Below are 18,195 nucleotides of genomic sequence, written 5' to 3' on the forward strand. Positions count from 1 at the left end.
GAAGGTCCGGGGTCTGAGGGCGCGCGCGTGACGAGACCCGAAAAAGTTGCGTGCGCAGACCCGAAAGAAACGTGTGCTCTTTTCCGAAAGCAAGACTTGACGAAACACAGGCGGCGCCGCGCCGTCGGCTGCGTCCCTCGTGACGAGCACGAGGGCGCGTGCCTGCCGGCGGCGCGCCCGCTGGAGGTGACCGCGGAGGTCGAGGCGTGGCTCTGCCCGAGGCGCAAGATATCCTTCGACGGCTTCGTCAGCTACGAGGGCCGCAGGTTCGGGGTGCCGTACTGGTACGACCGCCGCGAGTGCCGCGTCAGCCGCGAGGGGCGCGTGCTGCACGTGTACAGCGACGACCTGTCCCGGGAGATCGCCGTCCACGCCGTCACGTGGGACCGGCGGGACAGCTGGTGCGCGGGCCAGTGGGCCGACGGGGGCGACGACGGGCAGCCCTGCGAGCTCCCGAGCCAGCCCGTGGCGACGACCGTCGTCCAGGTGGCGCCGCCGCCCGCCAACCCGGCGTTCGCCAAGTTCGACTTCTGGGGGCGGTCGTGATGGGCGGCGCCGGGCGGAGCCCCTACGAGCTCGCGAGCGAGGCTGCCTCGGCGCTGGGCATCGCGCTGGGGGCGGACGAGCTCGCCTCGCTCGCGTCCGACCACGACATGGGCGAGGCGGAGCTCGCCGCGATCGCCGCCGCGTTCGGCTACCTGGCGGAGAAAAGGAGGCTCGCGTCCATAGAGACGCTGCTCAGGCTGAGCAGGCTGCCGCGGCGCGAGCCGAAGACCTTCGAGGGGTTCGACTTCTCTAGGATCCAGGGCCGGGACGCGTGCGCGCTGGCGAAGCTCCCGTCGCTCGCCGACCTCTACGCGCGCCGCAACGTCGCGTTCGTGGGCCCTGGCGGCATAGGCAAGACGCACCTCGCCCAGGCCTACGGGCGGGAGTGCTGCATGCGAGGGCTCAAGACCTACTACATCAAGGCCAGCGAGCTACGGGACAGGTTCCAGCGTGCCCTCGAGCGCGGGGGCGCCTCGCGGGCGGTCGCGACGCTGGTGAAGCCCTCGTGCCTGATCGTCGACGAGGTCGGGAGGTGCACGTTCGACAAGCCGTGCACGGACCTCTTCTTCGACGTGGTCGACCGGCGCTACGAGAAGGAGGGGCCCAACGCCATGGTGCTCACCAGCAACGTGTCCCCGAGCGAGTGGGACGAGTTCTTCACCGGGGACGACACGCTGCTCTGCGCCCTCGACCGGCTCTTCGACAGGGCGTCGGTCTTCGTCATGCGGGGCCCGAGCTACCGCGGTCGGGGACTCGACACGTACTCGGTCGAGGCGGTGCCGCAGGCGACGAAGGTGAGGGGCATGCAGCCCAAGGGAGTGTAGGCTGGTAAAAACCGGTCGCCGGCGCATCGGCTGTAATCGGCTGACCGGATCTGGCGAGAATCGCTTGACGTAATGTGGCTAAAATCGCTCGCCCTTAACACTCGGCGTCCTTGTCACCGGGGGCGAAGGGGAACATCTTCACAAGTTCGCGATAGCCCACCTCTGCGGAATCGGGTGATGAGAGAGGTGTAGAAATAATAGAGAGAACAGAGGGTATCGTATCGTGCGGAATTGCTGAACCTGGCGCGCTAGAAGCTGGCCAAGGTGCGTCAGATACCATACCGGTCGCTGAGGAAACTGTACCGGGTGTTTCGGCTTCCGGTTCAGTTTCTCTTAAGGAATCTGTACCGGTACAGCTTCCCTTAGAGAAACCTGTACCGGGCATGATGGGGGCATACCCGAAGCCCCACCGCCCATCTTTCGCCCCCGCGACGGTGCCCTCAACAAGTTCGATGATGGGGTCGTAGTCCTCGCAAAGATAAGCGTACTTTCCGTTAAGGGTTACGCGACAGACCATTGCGCGAGCAGTCACCTTCGAGATTCCCAAACCAGACGAGATGGTGTTCAGGGAGATTAGCGCAAACTGTCGCCCATCACGAAGGCGCTTCCCGGTCTCGATATGCGCGATGAAGAAGGCGATGAACTGACCGTACCGCCTTCCTGTCCCGCTTGTCTCGGGCATAGACCTTATCGACCCAATCGAGCGCGCAGAGGTGCCATACCATAAGATCGGGACCGTAAAGCGCGTAATGCGTGGAACGATCGTACAAGTACGTTGCTTCCTCGACCTCGTCCCAAGGTAGAGAGGTGCCAGCGGTTTCATCCCTCATCGCAGATCATTCCTCGACACCGAAAAACCTCGCGAGCTTCTTGCGAGAGAAAAACCACGTGCCGCCGATTTTACGCCCGGGCATAAGGCCCTGACGCGCCAGATCGAGCAGGTAACGGCGAGACATCCCGGTCCAAGCCATAACGTCCTCGATACGCCACGGCGCCTCAGGAGAATTTGTCCGTCTGGTTTCATCTGAAATGTATATATCCGATTTTGCACTCATATTCATTATTCCTCCTTGTTATTCGTTACTACGTTGTTTTGAGATTAGCGTAGTTTTGAAAGATCGTAAACAGACTTGGAATTTTCTACACAACGCTGCTAAATTTAAGACGTAGTTTCAAGTAGGAGGATGTTTCTTGTCTGCTGAAGCCCTATTCCTCGCCGAGGATCCCCGTTCAAACATGCACTGCCTCGTCCGCCTCATTCCTGTTGAGCGGCTTCGCGGCCCCTTTAGTCCCCCCAAGGCAGATGACGTCAACCAGCTGCTCATGGCCCATGACCCGGAGGCACTCCTTCAGGCAGCAATTGCCCTCGGCCCCATGCACCTGTCGGGAGCGCACGACGGCGACCTGGAGGGGCGCTGCTTCAAACCCAGCGAGCTGCAGGGAGGCGATGGACCGAAACTCAGGACTCCAGACACCGAGCAGCTCCTCAAAGAGTGCTACTTCGATCCGTACTCAACACCGGAGAATAGCGGCGGCATCGCGTACAGGCAGACCGGCAGGCTAGCTAGGGCCGCCGCTACCAGAGCGGCAACCGCATACAGCTTCGACAACGCACGCGACTATTCATTCGCAGACAGTCAGTACCGCTTCCTAGTCGAACCGTTGCACGACTGGGTTTTCGCACGAAACCTTCTGTCAATCGTGCTGCGCATCGGAGGCTTACTCCGCGCTAAGCCCGAAGATAAGAACATCCTCGAGTCCGCGGGATTTACATATGCAAAACCCAAGACGAGAAGCCAGCTACTCGGCATGGAAGGCGCCTGCTATGTCATCCCAATCGGCTTCAACCCCTTCTACAGGAAGGGCAACATCATCAAGAACGACGCAGGGTTCGACGCCAATGTCATATGGCCGCTCTATGGTAGCCTTGTCGAGAGCAGGAAGAAAGGCCTCGCGGGCGGTGCGGCCGACGATCACCTCGCGACCTGTCCCGACGTCAAGTTCCTCACCGCGGTCGTCGCCGGCCAAGCGAAGGGCACATTCGCCCCACGAGAGTCACATGACCTCATCAACACATGGTGGTATCTCGCCCTGAGGGAGGGTGAGAACCAGATCGACACCGCGAACATGCTTCTGAGGGCACTCGACCGGGCGCTGTTCGAGCCCGAACTTTGCTACACCGGCGAGCCGGGCAGGGAGATCGCCCCAGCCCGCAGGCCCGGCAACCTGCTCGAAGCGATGTGGCTGCTCGCGCGCGACCACCCGAACCGTTACCTGCTCACATGCGAGAACTGCGGGCGCACGGTCCTCTCGGGAAACCAAGGTGGCGAGCGCCGCTTCTGCAGCGGCTCCTGCCGAGCAGCCTGGAACAAGGAGCACCGGGGCGAGTTGGGGAGATGACTAGGATTCGGCCCACACCTTGGCGGCCGGTTCAAGGCGCCCCGCGAGCCAGCCGCCCCGACGGACCCGTCCAGATCCGACGCGACGCGGGACGCCGTCCCGTCTCAAACACCCTGCGTCAACTTGTCGCCTCGCAGATGCCGACACGGAAGTGCGGATACGGCCGCGTTAGGATTTGCTCACGGTTTGCGTCGAGGAATCGACAGCGTCCAGCTGCACCTCTGGACCTCCCGCCGTCGGCCGTCTGACAGTTCGGATCTGCCAAAGCTCGCCATAGCCTCGCCCACAACAACCCCGCGGGGAAGCCATTCTTGCGGCGCCGAAAGGAAGCGCCGCCGGTCTGGAACCTGCCCACTATCTCAGTACAGTTCACATGTCGGCAGCCCTCTCCGCTGGGAACGCCTTGTAGAACCAGTCCGTTATGGGCCCGGCCTCGCGCGGCTGTCCGGTTCGTTCGCCGAATTCGTCCGTTACATGCGTCCGGTGGTCCTGGATCTCCATCGCATTCCGCAGGTCCCTTCGCGCCTCGCCCTCTCTTCCGAGGCACCACTCGACCATTCCGATCGAGGCGAGGTTCAGCGCCCTCCCCATGTTCCACTTCTCCGGTTCAAGCTTCTCGCGGATTTGGAGCGCGGTGCGCTCGAAGACGAGGGCCCTCTCCAGTCGCTCCTCGCGCTCCTCGTCCGGCTCTCCTTTGCGCAGCCCGTCCGGGTGCTCTCCTCCAGCCAAGATGCGCCCGTAGAAGTAGAGCGCCTCCGCGAACTGCCTTCGATGCGTCTTGACGAGCTCGGCGGCTCTCGCGGGGTTCTCCACCGCCCCTTCCCCTTTCCTGTTCGTGATATATTCGTAAAGTTCGCACAGGCCGCGACGCGCGTACTCTACAGCGTTGACCTTGTCACTCTCGTTTTGGCTCTCGACAAGGGAGTAGCCGAGCGTGGAGTGCACGTTCTGCAGCTCGAGCCCTGTCGCGGGCGGGTCCTCCAGCCCGTCAAGCACCAGCAGCGCCTTCCTCTTCGCCTCAATCGCCGCTCTCAGATCGTCCGGCTCGCCCCCGTCGCGTTTCCATTTCTCATGGAGGCACCAACCCTTCTCCCGCAGCAGTCGCGCCAGGAGCGCGCTCCTGGCGCGAGTCGGCTCGCATTGCTCCAAGATGCAGATTCCACGGTCGAGCGTCTCGACCGACTCCGCCCTCAGGGCATATTGCATCTGCGTGTGGCCGAGTCGCAGGTATTCCTCTGCGAGCGACGCCTCCCTGTCTGGACACAGAAGCCCAATTAAGGCGCCGCCCGCATCGTGCATGACCTCGTCCTCTCGATATGCCTCCTCGAGCCGCTCGAGGACGTCTCCATGCGTCAGCATAGCAAGCCAAGTCCTATTCGTTTTCTCGTAGAGCCTCGCGAGCCGTGCCCGGCAGAGCTCGACCCACGCCTCTTCTCTGCCTTCTAAAAGCCCTAAAAGCCTCTCGTAGCATGCCATCGCTTCCTCGAGCGTGCTCCACGTGTTGACTGTCAAGACGTCAGACCAGAGCCTATCCGCCGCCTTGCCCAAGGCGGTTCCGGAGGGGCTAGGATGCCCCGCGAGCTCCTTCTCTGCGATGATTCCCACCGCCCCCTCTGCTAAGGCCCCGTTCAGCATGATGCGGCCGGTGACCGCATCCCGCATGATTGCCCCGACATCAAGGAGTCGGAGCAGGAGGGGGACGTCGCCCCCCACGAGAGCCCTGACGATCCTGACGCCCGCGCCCTCGGGAGGAAGAAGGGCAAGAGCGGCAATAACGGGATTGTCGTGCGTGTACACGCGAAGCACGTGCGCAGCGCCCTCAACGGGGCCGGAGCTCTCTCTGAGGGCCTCATTGACCGATTCGGCGGATCCCTCCCTGCCCGCGCAGGCGGAGGCGAGTGCCATAAGTCCCGCGTTCGCCCCGCAACACTCAACGAGGCCGCTCGCATCGGAAAAGCCCAGTGGCCAGAGCTCGCGACTCGCCCTCGCTGCGTTGGCCTCGCCCAATGCGATTAGGACCTTCCTACTCATGACACCAACCTCCACGACGGTGACATGGCCGAGCCCATCGAGACGATTCATTTCTACGTTCCCGGTGACAGTCATCATGACCACGGCACCGGTTCTCGCAACACGGACTAGGTCCGCGAGACCGCTCTCGAGCGCTTCTCTCCCCACATCAACCAAGGCGATGAGGGTGCGCCCTGTCCCCGTCTTCGCGAGGGTCGAGAGGGCTTGCACCGTCTGGTCGAACCGCTCGGCCTCATCCGTGTTACCGTTTCTCCCGAGGACGGCGGAGCAGACAGTTTTTCTTAGCGAACTGTCGAATCTGTACCAGAAGGCGTGCGCGACGCCCCTCTCCTCTAGACAACGGGAGATGGCTCGTGCCATGGCTGTCGCCCTGCCCGAGCCTATCTCCCCTGTGACGAGCACGACCGGGTGAGTTCCGTCTGCATCGAGAGACTTCTTGAGAGCGCTCCAGACCTTGTCGGCCACCTCTTTCCCAACGAGAAGGGGAATGTCGGGAAGGGGCAACGCGGCCTCCACGGTGCAAGGATCCTCCGCATCGACGTAGACAAGCGCCCGGATGCAGCTGAGCAGGGAAGCATTCGCATGTTCTCCCCTAGCGGCCGCCAGCTCCCTCAACTTGCCAACAAGCCTTTCCGGCACGAGGGGGCGGTCGTCATCCGGCTTGAGGTAGTTTCTGAGACGGTCGTCCACCGCGTCCTCGATTAGGCCCGCAACCTTTGCATAGGGCTCTGGCTTATCCTCAGCCAAGGTCAGCGCACGCTGCAGCAAATCTTTGACGTACTGTCCCCTGATATCGCTGATTGAGTTGAGATAAGGTGTCAGGGCGGGCAGCTTCTTTTTCGGATTTGCGAGATGCTCCCAGAAGCCTTTGATCGTTCTGATCGTCCTTTCGTCCCCGTATCCGTCTCCCGCCGCAGCCGGCTGTTGCCCGTCGCGTCGGCCGCCAGCTACGCGTGGTTCCCTTGAACTGAAGCGAAAGAGGACCCTGCGAAGGTAGTCGAGCGCTTCGTCCTTAACCCCTCGAACTTCTTCGGCTGCCTGCTCACCCTCTTCGCTCCCTGCTTCTCGATCCATAGGGCCGGCGGGGTTCACGCCACACCTAATTTGCGCCTCGACCAACGTCTTCTCAACGTATGTCAGGATGGGGACGATGATCTTCTCGACAGCTCTGTCTTTTTCTGGCATGGGGGACCTCCCGTCCGTGCGGACCAATGCCGCGCCAGCAATGCGGACGCTTCAAATACTAGCAGACGAGAATTCCGCCACCAGTCCAATATTGCCGCAAGTTTTCTTCGAGTTCATTAAAATCTTGTCACAAGCTCTATAAATGCACCGATGAATTACCGCAATATTACCGCAAATATGAGTCCTGGCATCTCGTATGAGACTGCAGCGGGATGATTGGCGAAAGCAACAACCAAAGCCGGCGGGACGCAATCGCGAGCTGCCGGCGCATCAAGAAAGGGGAATGCTATGCGCATCCGCACCAAGTTGACCGCTGCGCTTCTCTCACTCGTGGCGGCCCTCATCGTCTCTCTGTGCCCGCTGCCGGCCTTTGCCGACGAGACGGTCGCGTCGACCAGCGAGCGTCGCGGCGTCGAGATGCTCGCCGCCGTCCAACCGGCGGACAGGGAGCTCGTCTCGACCATCCGCGAGGCGATGGAGACCCGGAAGAGCCAAGTGAAGCTGGGGCGGGCGTATGACCGCGATGAGGTTTTGGCTGCCGTCCTTTACATAAACAACGTGGAGCCACTCTTCTACGACGTCCACACGGTGCTCTACACCTACGAAGACGGCTCTGTCGACCGCGTCGAGTTCGAATACCCCTTCGATAACGACGAGTTTGCCGAGGCGGAAAGGCGCTACGAGCAGGCTGTCGCAGAGGCGCTGAAATGGACCAGCTCCACCATGAGCGCGATGGACAACTGCAAGGCCCTCTGCGACTACCTGGTCAGGTGGTGCTCGTATGACTACGAGAACTACCTCAACAGCACCATCCCGAGCGAGAGCTACAGCCCGTACGGCGCGCTCGTCGAGCACAGGGCGGTGTGCACGGGATACGCGCGCACATACGTCGATCTCCTCAAACGGATAGGCGTGCAGGGGAGGGTCGTGTCCTCGAGCGCGATGGAGCACAGCTGGGTCATCGTGACAATCGACGGCGAAAATTACCATGTGGACCCCTGCTGGTGCGACCCGGTCTTCCCGGACGGAACGGACGGTGGTTGGGCCCGAGAACCGAGCTCGAGGTACTTCATGAAGAGTGACGAGGCGTTTGCCAATCTCGACCATTACGGCTGGGACGCCGGGGGGACCGTTTGCGACGACACGAGCCTGGACGACCATGTCTGGCCCACGTTCTCGGGCCCCGTGCGCCCGTACTACTCGTTCACCGACCTCTCGGAGAGCTGGTACCTGCCAGCCGTCGAGTTTGCCATGGAGCACGGCCTCATGACCGGAGCTGGAGCTGGAACATTTTGCCCGAACGACCCCCTGACGCGCGCCCAGGCGGCAGTCGTGCTCACCAGGATCATCAGCCCCGCAGACGCAAACCTTGCCGGCCAGGCGAATCAGACGGGCTGCAGCGACGTCGACGCGGAAACGTGGTACACGGGCTCGCTGAACTACTGCGTGCGCGAAGGAATCATCAAAGGGTCAAACGATAAACTGCGCCCGAACGACCCCATTACGCGGGAGGAGCTGTCTACGGTGCTTCTGCGGGCCTGCTACCACCAGACGCACGTCATCTGGCCCTGGAACACGAACGTGCTGCCCGAAATCGAGCGGCTCCCAGAGGGCGAAAGGCCTTCGGACTGGGCGCGAGCCAGCGTCCTGGTGATGCTCTCCCAGAAAGTCATCGGGAACGGCCCGTCGCTCAACCTCCGCTCCCCCGTTTCACGCGCCGAGGCGGCAGCGATGATTATGAACGCTGCGGAAATGCTGAACATTTCGTAATTACTGACTATGAGCCGCCCCTCTTCTCGATGGATGAAGAGGGGCGGCTCCGCCCGCATCGGCTTGCAACGCAACCATGAGCGCTGGCACTCATCAGCCGGCTGTTAGGCGCTCATGAGGAAGCCGGTTCCAGTCGGCCACCACTTCCCATATATGTTCAGCCGCGCTTCCGTCCATATTTGGGCGCACAGATTCCTGTACCGCAGACGGTGCCGCCCTTTCCCGCCGCGCGGGCATGAGCGAGCCCTATCTCGACCTTCCCCCATAGATCTGCCGGACAGGATCCTTGCCGGCCGAACCGAATCAGATGGCGATCGGCGAGGCCCATTCGGCTCTCATCGCGCCCGAGGTGAAGAGCCTCATAAGGGCGAAGAGACCGCACCATCTGGAAAACGGGCGTCGACGCAGCAGGCTGCTCCGAGGAGTTCGGGCACGTCCGCCTTCTCGCCTCCGGGCTTGGCGCATGCCTGCCCGCCGAGCGGACTTGGGGCGCGGTCCCGATATGCCCACGGAAAGGCAAGACGCGCCCCATCTGTACGGTCGCAAACAACAGATGGCATGTAGGAGTCCATCTGGAAACACGCCGCTCTCCAGCAGATGCTTATACCTAGCGCGCAGCCAGCCAACCGGCCCCACGAACTCCCCTGCGCCTTTCTGCCGGAACCCATGGAGACGCGCCCCGAGCGCGCTGGATTGGACCACGACACGGCAGGCGCCGAATCACATTGCCAGCTGAGGTCACTGCCCGGCGCAGCGTCTTCGCGACGCTGCCTGCACCGCCCGCGAAAAGCAGCGATGCGACGGCGGGCCGAAGACTGGACGACGCGCTCCCGCATCGCCCCCGTCGCCATCGAAGAAACCGTCCATGGGCAATCCGCAGTACCCATGCAGTACCCACACAGTACCCAAATGAAAAAAGCTCGGAAGCATATAGCCTCCGAGCTGCGATTTCTTGGTCGCGGGGGCAGGATTTGAACCTACGACCTCCGGGTTATGAGCCCGGCGAGCTACCAGACTGCTCCACCCCGCAATGTCTGGTTGCGCCTCAGCGCAAGAAAATATATTACGAATGCGCCTCCCGTTCGGCAAGTGGAATGTGGCAGTCCGCCCGTATCTCCACATGGCCTGCATATTTGATACCAGTACGCCCTATTCTCCCGCATATAGGCGCAGGCTCACGATCAGCTGCACAACGAGCGCGATCGCCGCGGCAATCCAAAGCAAGCCATAGCCCCCTGCTCCGAGCAGCATGCGGCCGAGCGTGCTGCCGATGCCGCCGCCCACGAACATGCCGAAGCCCGTAAAGCCGGTGCACAGGCCCGCATGCTGGGCATCCAGCCCGAGCGCGCGCGTGGCGAGTGTCGGCTGCACCATGATGTAGCCCGCGCCCAGCAGCACCGCGGCCGCGAGCGCCGGCACCCACGACGTCGTCGCCTGCGCGGCAAGCAGCAGAGCGATCGAGCAGAGGCCCGCGATCTCGCCCAAGGCGAGCGTCCGGGCGACACCGATGCGCCCGGCCAGTCGTCCCGTCAGCGCGCTGCCCACCAGGCACGCGAAGCCATAGCCCATCATCAGAAGACCGGCCTGCATCGCATCGAGCCCGCAGCGCTCGGCCAGAAACGTCCCGAAGAATCCGTAGACGCCCAGGAAAATCACGCCGGTTGCCAGCGCGGTGCCGTACACCTTGCGACCGACACCGAGCACCAGATGCCCGCTAAGGCGAACCATGTCGACAAGACCGGCGCCCTGCGCGTCGGCGGCACGCGCCGCACGATCGTCAGCGGATTCATGCAGCCTGCTCAGTCCCAGCAGCGCGATCACGCCCAGCACCGCAAAGCTCATAAATGCCGCACGCCACCCGACAAGCCCCGTGATGGCGCCGCCCAGTCCCGCGGACAGACCCTGCCCCGCATACGTGATCCCCATGAGCAGCGCAATCGCGCGCGGGCGGTCCTCAGCGGAAACCGCGTCTCCCGCCAGCACCTGCGACACGGCGATGATCCCCGCGGCAAAGCAGCCGGTTATGACGCGCGCCACGATCAGCATCTCCAGCGATGAGGCCATCGAGCACAGCACGGTCGAGACCGTCAGGCCGCACACGATGATGCGCAGCATGCGCAGACGTCCGACCTTGTCGCCCAGCGCGCCGCACACAGGCTGCAGGCAGCCATACGGGATGAGATACGCCGTCAAGATGATCGTCGCCACCGACGGGAGCACGCCGAGCGTGTTGGCGATAGACGGGAGAGCCGGGGATACGAACCAGTTGTCCGCCGCCGACACCAGACCGCAAAAGCCCAGCGCCATGACCGTCCCCCGTTGGCGAGCATCCATGCAAACACCTTCCGACTTCAAACAGCTGTCAGGCGCACCAGCGTCCGGCATGCACAGTATTCAGACTATTCTGCATGGTAGCAGACTAATTGTTAGGTATGAGCATGACCTGCAGAACGCCGGCCAACTTTAGCCAAAATCGCACCTCGTTGCGGCAGGCGGTTATCCAGTCGGCGCTCTTCGGGACCCGTCTCCAACGGACCCATGGGTTGGAACGAACCCGTCCCCGACGAACCCATCAGTTCTTGCGCGCGTCAAGCGCCTCCTTGAGCGCCTCGACATCTTGGCTCGTGTGCTTGGCGCGACGGAACAGCACGAACACGAACACGGCGAGCACCAGCCAGATGCCCACGTATGCGCCGATGACATACGGGGCCGCGGGCAGCACCGTCGAATAGACTTCAGACAAAATCGGATCCATCGTTAATCCTCCTCAGGCCCATCGGTTCGAACCGCCGCCTCGGCATGCGCGCGCAGGCGCTCGAGCGCCTCATCGGCCCGGGCGCGTTGCGCCCAGGTGTCCTGCTCCTCAAGCTGCTGCTTGAGCACCTCGACTTCCAAGGCATCCATGTTGATGCGCACCGCGATGCAGTAGAGCGCGAACGCGACCATCAGCATCCCGAACAGCCCGAGAAGAAACGGGATGAGCATCATGGGCGGCAACCCGCTATCGGTGCGAAACACCACCGGGTGGATCGAGGTGGGAACCAAACGCGTGATCAAAAACGAGATCGGCGCATCGATAAATGCCACCACGCCGAACACCGCGCTGAACCGCGCGCGACGCTCTGGATCATCAAAGGCGTTGCGCAGGATAAAGTAGCCGATGACCAGCAGCATCAGGATGAAATACGTCGTCAGGCGCGGCTCCCAGGTCCACCAGACGCCCCATTCGAAATAGGTCCACAGATCGCCCGAGATCATCGTCGCGACAATGAACACGAGGGTGATCTCCATGGCCGTCTTGGAGCGCACGTCGAAGGCGCGGTCCCTGGTCATCAGAAAGCGGATGGCGAAAAACGCCGCGAACGCCATGGCGGCAAACGACGCGACGGCCACGGGCACGTGCAGATAGAAGATCTTCTGCGACAGCAGCAGCTTGGTGGTGACCTGCGTCCCCGCAATGATGACCGGTTCGGACAGCTGCGCACCCTGCACCAACGGCGCCAGGGTGAACGTCCACACGACGTCGACGACGGTCAGAAGCACGCCCGCCGCAAGCAGCACGGGCGTCCAACGTTCGAGCGCACGCCCTAACACCCCGGTCGTCCCCTTTTCTGTATTCAACGGCCCCTCCCCCTACCTGGAGTTATCCGCCATGAACATGCACGCCCTATAGTAGCCCATTTGCCCGCGCGCCCGCCCGTGACGGCGCCGAATCGCACGCTTTTGCAGAAGGCCCCCCACAGCAGCCCCTGGAAAATGCAAATTGGGGACGTACCTTCCGCATGCACGCTTGCATCCGAATGAGTATCATCCACATGCAAGAACTATATGCAAAAGATACATCCCAACGTGCCCAGCCCCTGGAACATGCCCAAGGGGTGTCCTCGATATGCAAATAACAGGTACGTCCCCCATATGCAAAAGTGCATAGAGGGGACACACCTTCGGTGTGTTGTTAGGCGTCTAGAACGAATTCGTAGAGGCCCCAGGCGGCGGCGATCATGATCACGTCGTAGGCCGCAGCCAGCGCACAAGAGGTCCAGTAGGCGCCGAACGTGCCCTCGACGCCCAAAAACGCGGTCGTGGTCGCCGAGACGCACGCGTAGAGCAGCGGAAAGATCACCGGGATGAACAAGATCGCCAGCAGCACGTCGCGTCCGCGCGTATCGATGGCGATGGTGGACAGAAGCGTGCCCACGCCCGCCACGCCGACGGTGCCCACGGCGAGCGGCAGTACGATCATGGGCGTCGTCGCCGCCACGTCCGCGCCGGACAGGAAGAACAGGAAGAACAGCGGGATCACGATGACCTCGACTGCAGCCAGAAACAGAAGGTTCGACGTCGCCTTGGCCAAAAAGATCACGGAGCGGTCGACAGGCGCCAGCAGGATGCCCTCGAGACACCCCGACTCGGTCTCGTGCGAAAAGCTCCGGTTGAGGCCCAGAAGGCTCGTGAACACGATGAGGGCCCACAGCAGCCCGCCGGCAAACGACACCACCTGCAGGCCGTCCGCCACCTGCGAAAGCGCCGCACCGTAAATCGTCAGCACGAGCAGCGCGTAGACGACCATGGACGTCAGCATCTCGCGGGTGCGCAGCTCCTGCCGGATGTCCTTCATGAGCAGCGCGCGGAACTGCGGGAACCCCGAAGGCCGCCGCGATGCATCGGAGCGCTTCATCTAGGCCACCCCCATCCCGACGGTCGCCCGGTACAGATCCTTGAACGCAGAGGCGTCAACCTGCTCCTTCTCGGCGCACACGACGACCCGGCCGCGCGCCAGGATCAGCGCGTGGGTGCACAGCTCGAACCCCCGGTCCAGATCATGGCTCACCATGATGAACGTGCGCCCCACGCGAACGCGGGCGATGAGCCCGTCGAAGAGCTCGGCGGCGTGGGGGTCCAGGCCGGAATAGGGCTCATCGAGCAGCACCAGCTCGGGATCGTTGATGAGTGCGCGGGCGATCGACAGGCGCTGCTGCATGCCGCGGGAAAACGTGCGCACGCAGTCGTTGCGGCGGTGATCGAGCTCCACCAGGCGCAGCAGCTCGTCGATGCGCGCGCGGTCGGGCGCCCCGTACAGGGAACTGAAGAACTCGAGGTTCTCGCGCGCCGTCAAATCGCCATAGAGCATCGAGGTGTGCGAGATGAGCCCCACGCGCGACCGGAGCGCGTCGGCATCCTCCAGGGCGTCGACGCCCAGCAGGCGCAGCGAGCCGCGCGTCGGGCGCGAAAGCAGGGCGAGCATACGCAGCAGCGTGGTCTTGCCCGCGCCGTTGGGGCCGAACACCGACAGGAACGCGCCGGCGGGCACCTCGAGGTCGACCCCGTCCAGGCCGCGGCGGTTGCCGAACTGCTTGACCAGGCCATGCGCCTCGACGGCCAAGCCGGCACCCGGCAGGGGCGCCTCCCCCCTACCCACGACGAGCCTCCTCGCGTGCGCGCTCATCGGCAGCGAGCAGCGGCGTTGCGCGACGCGGCAGACATGCGAGTGCGATGCCCGCAACCGCCACGCCGGCGCCGATCCAGTTGAGAAGGATGAGCGGATTGATCTTCACGTGAATGGAAAGCGACCCGTCGGCATTCACGCCCTGGAACGCGACGAACAGGTCCTCGAGCGGCGTCGTGATCACCGCCGCGTTGAGCGTCTGCTGGCTGGTTGCCGCGGAGACCTCCATGGACGGGGCGATATGCCCCAGCTCGCGACCCGACCGGTCGTACACGGTCATCCCGACCGCGCGGATCATGTTGTCGGTCGCGTCGAACGAATCCTCGGTGCCGCCGTCGAACGTCAGAACGTAGTCGCCCACCTCGACGGTCTCGTTCGGCGTCGCGGACACATCGAAGGTCCGCTCGGTCACGTACATGGTCGAGCCCACAAGGCCCGCCAGGGCGATGGCCACGCCCAGATGCGCCAGATAGCCGCCCGCCTGCGCCGGCGAATGACGGAACAGGTTCACGAGCGCCAGGGGCGCCGCCTCGCCCTTGTTGCGAACGCGGGCCGACATGCCCCGACCGAGCAGGTACAGCGAGCTCGTGAACAGCAGCGATGCCGTGAAGAAGCCCAGAATCGTCCACGCGAAGTAATACGGGGCGGGACCCTGCTCGGTGTATACGGCCGCCTGGTCGCCGCCCGCGGCGACGACCTCGTTGTAGACGGGCACGAACTTCGTTGCGAACAGAACCATGAAGCCGCAGAAGATCACCGCGCCGGCGATCGCGGGCACCCGCATGTTCCTCGCGAACGACGCGCCGTCGGTCTTGCGCCACCCGAGCATGGGACACACCGCCATGAGCAGGCAGAACAGCGTTCCCACCGGACGGGCGACCGCGTTGTACACGCCCGCGGGGATCACCTGCCCGCCGAGCGGCAGAAAGCTCGGCAGCGAGCTCGAGATCGTAAGGTAGGCGCACAGCACCGCGCCCACGATCATCACGATGTTCGTCAGGTAGTACGACCCGTTCTTGGACACCATGGACTCGATCTGGTCGTCATCCTCATACGTGCCATGGCGATACACCAGGCCGATCAGAAACGCGAGACCCGCGAGCACCATGATGCCGAGGAAGAAATACGTGGACACGGGGTCCTCGGCAAAGGCGTGCACCGACTGAACCAGGCCCGAGCGGGTGATGAACGTGCCGAGCACCACGAAGATGAACGTGATGGTCGCCGCGAACATGCTCCACTTCTTGAAGCAGCCGTGCTTGCGGTACATCGTGAAACTGTGGATCATCGCCACCGACGTCAGCCACGAGAACAGGCTCGCGTTCTCCACGGCGTCCCACGCCCAAAAGCCTCCCCAGCCGAGGACCACGTAGGCCCACACCGCGCCGAGCGCCATGCCGATGGTGAGGAAGATGAACGCGAACACGGCGAGCCTGTCGCACAGCTCGACCCAGCGCGCGGACAGGTCGCCGCAGATGAGGGCCGCCATCGCGTAGGCGAACGGCAGCGTGACGCCCGCGTACCCGATAAAGGTCGCCGGCGGGTGCAAGATCATGGCCCAGTGCATGAGCAGCGGATTCATGCCGCTCGCCGGGCTCACCAGCGTGCCGTCGGCGTTCAGGTACTCGACGGCCGTCGGCATGAAGGGGTTGTTGGATTCGGACAGCACGAGCGTCGCCGTGAACAGCGCGACGATGACCTCGGTCACGCCGAGCGCCACCGAGGAGAGGTTGTCAGTCGCATGCATGCGCTTCCAGGCGACTACCGCAGCGTAGACCGAGATGAGCCAGGTCCACAGAAGCAGCGAGCCCTGGCGACCCGCCCAGACCGCCGACACCTCGTACAGCGGCTTCAAGGGGCTGTCGGTCACCGGATAGTTGGACACCACGTATGCCAGGCTGTAGTTTTCGGACAGCATGCACGCGAGGATGATGGCGATACAGCCGGTCAGCATGAGCACGTTGGCGAACACCAGCAGATAGCCCGTGTTCACGAGGCCCTCGCGCCGCAGCTTCACGCCTCCGATAAGGCAGACGGCCGCCGCAAGCGCCACCGCGAGCGCCAGGACCTGCAGCGCATTGCCAGCCATTGCAATCATATGGGATGCCCCCTGTTCCCCTTGCCCGTCATGGCACGCACCGATGCCGCGGCGTCACGCCCCTGCCACGTGGCACAAGACCCGCAGCGCTGCGCGCCAAAAAGCGTTATTCGGATACCGCCTCGTCGATGGCCGGTTGCTCGCTTGCCGTGAACGTGCCGTCCTCGCCGAGCGCGCCGGATACGACCACGGCCGTGCCGTCGACGATGGCGTCGTCCAGACCGCCGTCGTAGCGCACGTTGAGCGTGGCGCCCTGGGACTCGATCGTGAAGCGGTAGTCGGCATCGACCGCCTGGATGTCTCCGCGCACGTAGCCGCAGATCTTGGTGTCCTTGCCCACCATGGCATCGCCCTGGTCGAGCAGGCCCTTCACGGTCAGCGAGCCCTCCGCGCTCTCGTACTTGGAGGGGCACTTGGTCACCATCTCGGTCGCGTTGAGCACGCCGTCTTGCACTGTGCCCGTGCAGATGGCCACCACGCCGGCACCGAACGTCGCGGGAAGGGCGCCGTCATAGCTCACCTGCAGCTCCTCGGACGCGTCGCCCTCCTCGGGCGCGATCTCGAACACCGCCGTCGAGCCCTCGCTTGAGATGGAATCGGCCACCACCGAACCGGATACCTGGACCTTCTTGCCCTCGTACCCGCCGCCGAGCACGTCGCCGATGGACAGCGACGAGGCCGCCCCGCCGCTGCCCGCGATAGCGACGATCACGAGCATGGCGATGATCACGATGCCGCCCACGACCACCAGGCGGCGCTTTGCTTTCTTGTTCATGTGCACTCCAAGCACAGCATTCCTCCGGGGAATCTGTGCGCAACGATATCGTGTTTTGCCATCGGTCAAGTATACAATGGGCGCATGGCGCGATCGGGCGCGTTCGGCATGCAACGGGCGATTGAAAGAGCAAAATCATGGTTCTGGCAGTTGATATGGGCAATACGCAGACCGCACTCGGGCTGTTCGACGGCGAGGAGCTCATCTACTCCTGGCGCATGCCCACCGATCGCACCTTCACCAAAGACGAGATCAACGTGCGCCTGCAGGGGTATTTCCGCATGTACGGGCTCGATCTGTCCTGCGTGGGCACCATCGCGTTCGCCGGCGTGGTGCCGCAGCTCACGCGCGAATGGGAAGGCGTGGCCCGTCAGCTCGGCGCGGCGTTTTTGGCCGTCGGGCGCGACACGGCGCGCGTCACCGCCATCAAGGCGGACAACCCCGCCGAGGTCGGCGCCGACCGCGTCGCCAACGCCGTGGCCGCCGCCGCGTTCTACGGCTCGCCCGCCATCGTGGTCGATTTCGGCACCGCTACTAATATAGATGTGGTCGACGCCTCGGGCAGCTACATCGGAGGCGCCATCGCGCCGGGCATCCGCATCTCCATGGACGCACTCGTGGCCCGCGCGGCGCAGCTTGCCAGCGTGCCGCTCGAAGCGCCCGCGCACGCCATCGGCAGCAACACCATCGAGGCCGTGCAGAACGGCATCGTGGTGGGAGCGGCCGCCATGGCCGAAGGGCTCGTCGCCCGCATCAAAGCCGAACTTGAGGCGCCCGACGCCTATGTCATCGCCACCGGCGGCCTCGCGAGCGTCGTCGCCCGGTCAACCGACGCGTTCGATGCGGTGGATCCGACCCTGACGCTTCGCGGCATCCAGGAGATCTACCGACGGATGACGGAATAGCTACTGGGCCGCCGCTACGTCTTCCCGCAGAAAACGTCGCGACGGATTCTGCGGGAACAGCCATATCGTTTTGCATAACGACCAAAACGATATGGCTGTTTACCTCGCGTTTCTTTATTAAGCGAGACTTGATATGCATATTTCGTCCGAGCTTCCCGCAGAAACCGCCACGACATCAGGCATGGGTTGAAACGAACCCGTCCCCGTCCAACCCA

At 63.5% G+C, this 18,195-nt stretch carries 14 protein-coding genes and 1 tRNA gene; 5 read left to right on the plus strand and 10 right to left on the minus strand.

Annotated features, from left to right (window positions below):
- The first annotated feature begins 96 nt into the window (after positions 1–96).
- The gene (locus B5F74_RS11390) at positions 97–546 is read left to right on the plus strand and encodes a hypothetical protein (RefSeq protein WP_087202600.1); all 450 of its coding nucleotides are present in this window, start codon (positions 97–99) and stop codon (positions 544–546) included.
- Positions 546–1,370, plus strand: coding sequence for an ATP-binding protein (locus tag B5F74_RS11395; protein ID WP_239283477.1), 825 nt, complete (start codon positions 546–548; stop codon positions 1,368–1,370). The genes B5F74_RS11390 and B5F74_RS11395 overlap by 1 nt, the downstream gene beginning before the upstream one ends.
- Positions 1,371–2,206: 836 nt before the next feature.
- On the opposite strand, the gene B5F74_RS11405 is transcribed toward B5F74_RS11395, so the two are convergent.
- Positions 2,207–2,431, minus strand: coding sequence for a helix-turn-helix domain-containing protein (locus B5F74_RS11405; RefSeq protein WP_087202606.1), 225 nt, complete (start codon positions 2,429–2,431; stop codon positions 2,207–2,209).
- Positions 2,432–2,561: 130 nt separating this feature from the next.
- Between B5F74_RS11405 and B5F74_RS11410 the strand changes: the two genes are divergently transcribed.
- Positions 2,562–3,770 (plus strand): hypothetical protein, encoded by a 1,209-nt coding sequence (locus B5F74_RS11410; protein ID WP_143753882.1) that lies wholly within the window; start codon positions 2,562–2,564, stop codon positions 3,768–3,770.
- 369 nt (positions 3,771–4,139) lie between these two features.
- Here the strand turns inward: B5F74_RS11410 and B5F74_RS11415 are convergent, their stop codons facing one another.
- Positions 4,140–6,986, minus strand: coding sequence for a hypothetical protein (locus B5F74_RS11415; RefSeq protein ID WP_087202610.1), 2,847 nt, complete (start codon positions 6,984–6,986; stop codon positions 4,140–4,142).
- A 288-nt stretch (positions 6,987–7,274) separates the two neighbouring features.
- Here B5F74_RS11415 and B5F74_RS11420 point away from each other — a divergent pair, with 288 nt between their 5' ends.
- On the plus strand, positions 7,275–8,756 hold the full coding sequence (locus B5F74_RS11420) for an S-layer homology domain-containing protein (RefSeq protein WP_087202612.1): 1,482 nt from the start codon (positions 7,275–7,277) through the stop codon (positions 8,754–8,756).
- Positions 8,757–9,709: 953 nt separating this feature from the next.
- On the opposite strand, the gene B5F74_RS11425 is transcribed toward B5F74_RS11420, so the two are convergent.
- The 8 genes from B5F74_RS11425 to B5F74_RS11460 all read right to left on the minus strand — a co-directional run bounded on the left by B5F74_RS11425 (position 9,710) and on the right by B5F74_RS11460 (position 17,075).
- Positions 9,710–9,786, minus strand: a tRNA-Met gene (locus B5F74_RS11425).
- 119 nt (positions 9,787–9,905) lie between these two features.
- A complete protein-coding gene (locus B5F74_RS11430) occupies positions 9,906–11,090 on the minus strand; it encodes an MFS transporter (RefSeq protein ID WP_158095783.1) in 1,185 nt (394 codons plus the stop codon).
- Between the two features lie 238 nt (positions 11,091–11,328).
- On the minus strand, positions 11,329–11,511 hold the full coding sequence (locus B5F74_RS11435) for a hypothetical protein (RefSeq protein ID WP_066831280.1): 183 nt from the start codon (positions 11,509–11,511) through the stop codon (positions 11,329–11,331).
- A gap of 2 nt (positions 11,512–11,513) precedes the next feature.
- Entirely contained in the window at positions 11,514–12,377 is an 864-nt protein-coding gene (gene ccsA, locus B5F74_RS11440; protein WP_087202616.1) for a cytochrome c biogenesis protein CcsA, read from the minus strand.
- 334 nt (positions 12,378–12,711) lie between these two features.
- Positions 12,712–13,434, minus strand: coding sequence for a heme exporter protein CcmB (locus B5F74_RS11445; protein WP_087202618.1), 723 nt, complete (start codon positions 13,432–13,434; stop codon positions 12,712–12,714).
- On the minus strand, positions 13,435–14,175 hold the full coding sequence (locus tag B5F74_RS11450) for an ABC transporter ATP-binding protein (protein ID WP_239283476.1): 741 nt from the start codon (positions 14,173–14,175) through the stop codon (positions 13,435–13,437).
- The gene (gene ccsA / locus B5F74_RS11455) at positions 14,168–16,300 is read right to left on the minus strand and encodes a cytochrome c biogenesis protein CcsA (protein ID WP_087202622.1); all 2,133 of its coding nucleotides are present in this window, start codon (positions 16,298–16,300) and stop codon (positions 14,168–14,170) included. The genes B5F74_RS11450 and ccsA (B5F74_RS11455) overlap by 8 nt, the downstream gene beginning before the upstream one ends.
- Positions 16,301–16,406: 106 nt before the next feature.
- Positions 16,407–17,075 carry a cytochrome c maturation protein CcmE gene (locus B5F74_RS11460; RefSeq protein ID WP_087202624.1) on the minus strand — a complete coding sequence of 223 codons (669 nt, stop codon included), beginning with the start codon at positions 17,073–17,075 and terminating at the stop codon, positions 16,407–16,409.
- A gap of 137 nt (positions 17,076–17,212) precedes the next feature.
- On the opposite strand from B5F74_RS11460, the gene B5F74_RS11465 reads away from it, so the two are divergent.
- On the plus strand, positions 17,213–17,980 hold the full coding sequence (locus B5F74_RS11465) for a type III pantothenate kinase (protein WP_066831268.1): 768 nt from the start codon (positions 17,213–17,215) through the stop codon (positions 17,978–17,980).
- The last annotated feature ends 215 nt before the right edge of the window (positions 17,981–18,195 follow it).

The sequence above is a fragment of the Collinsella sp. An271 genome (assembly GCF_002159695.1).
GTDB lineage: Bacteria > Actinomycetota > Coriobacteriia > Coriobacteriales > Coriobacteriaceae > Collinsella > Collinsella ihumii.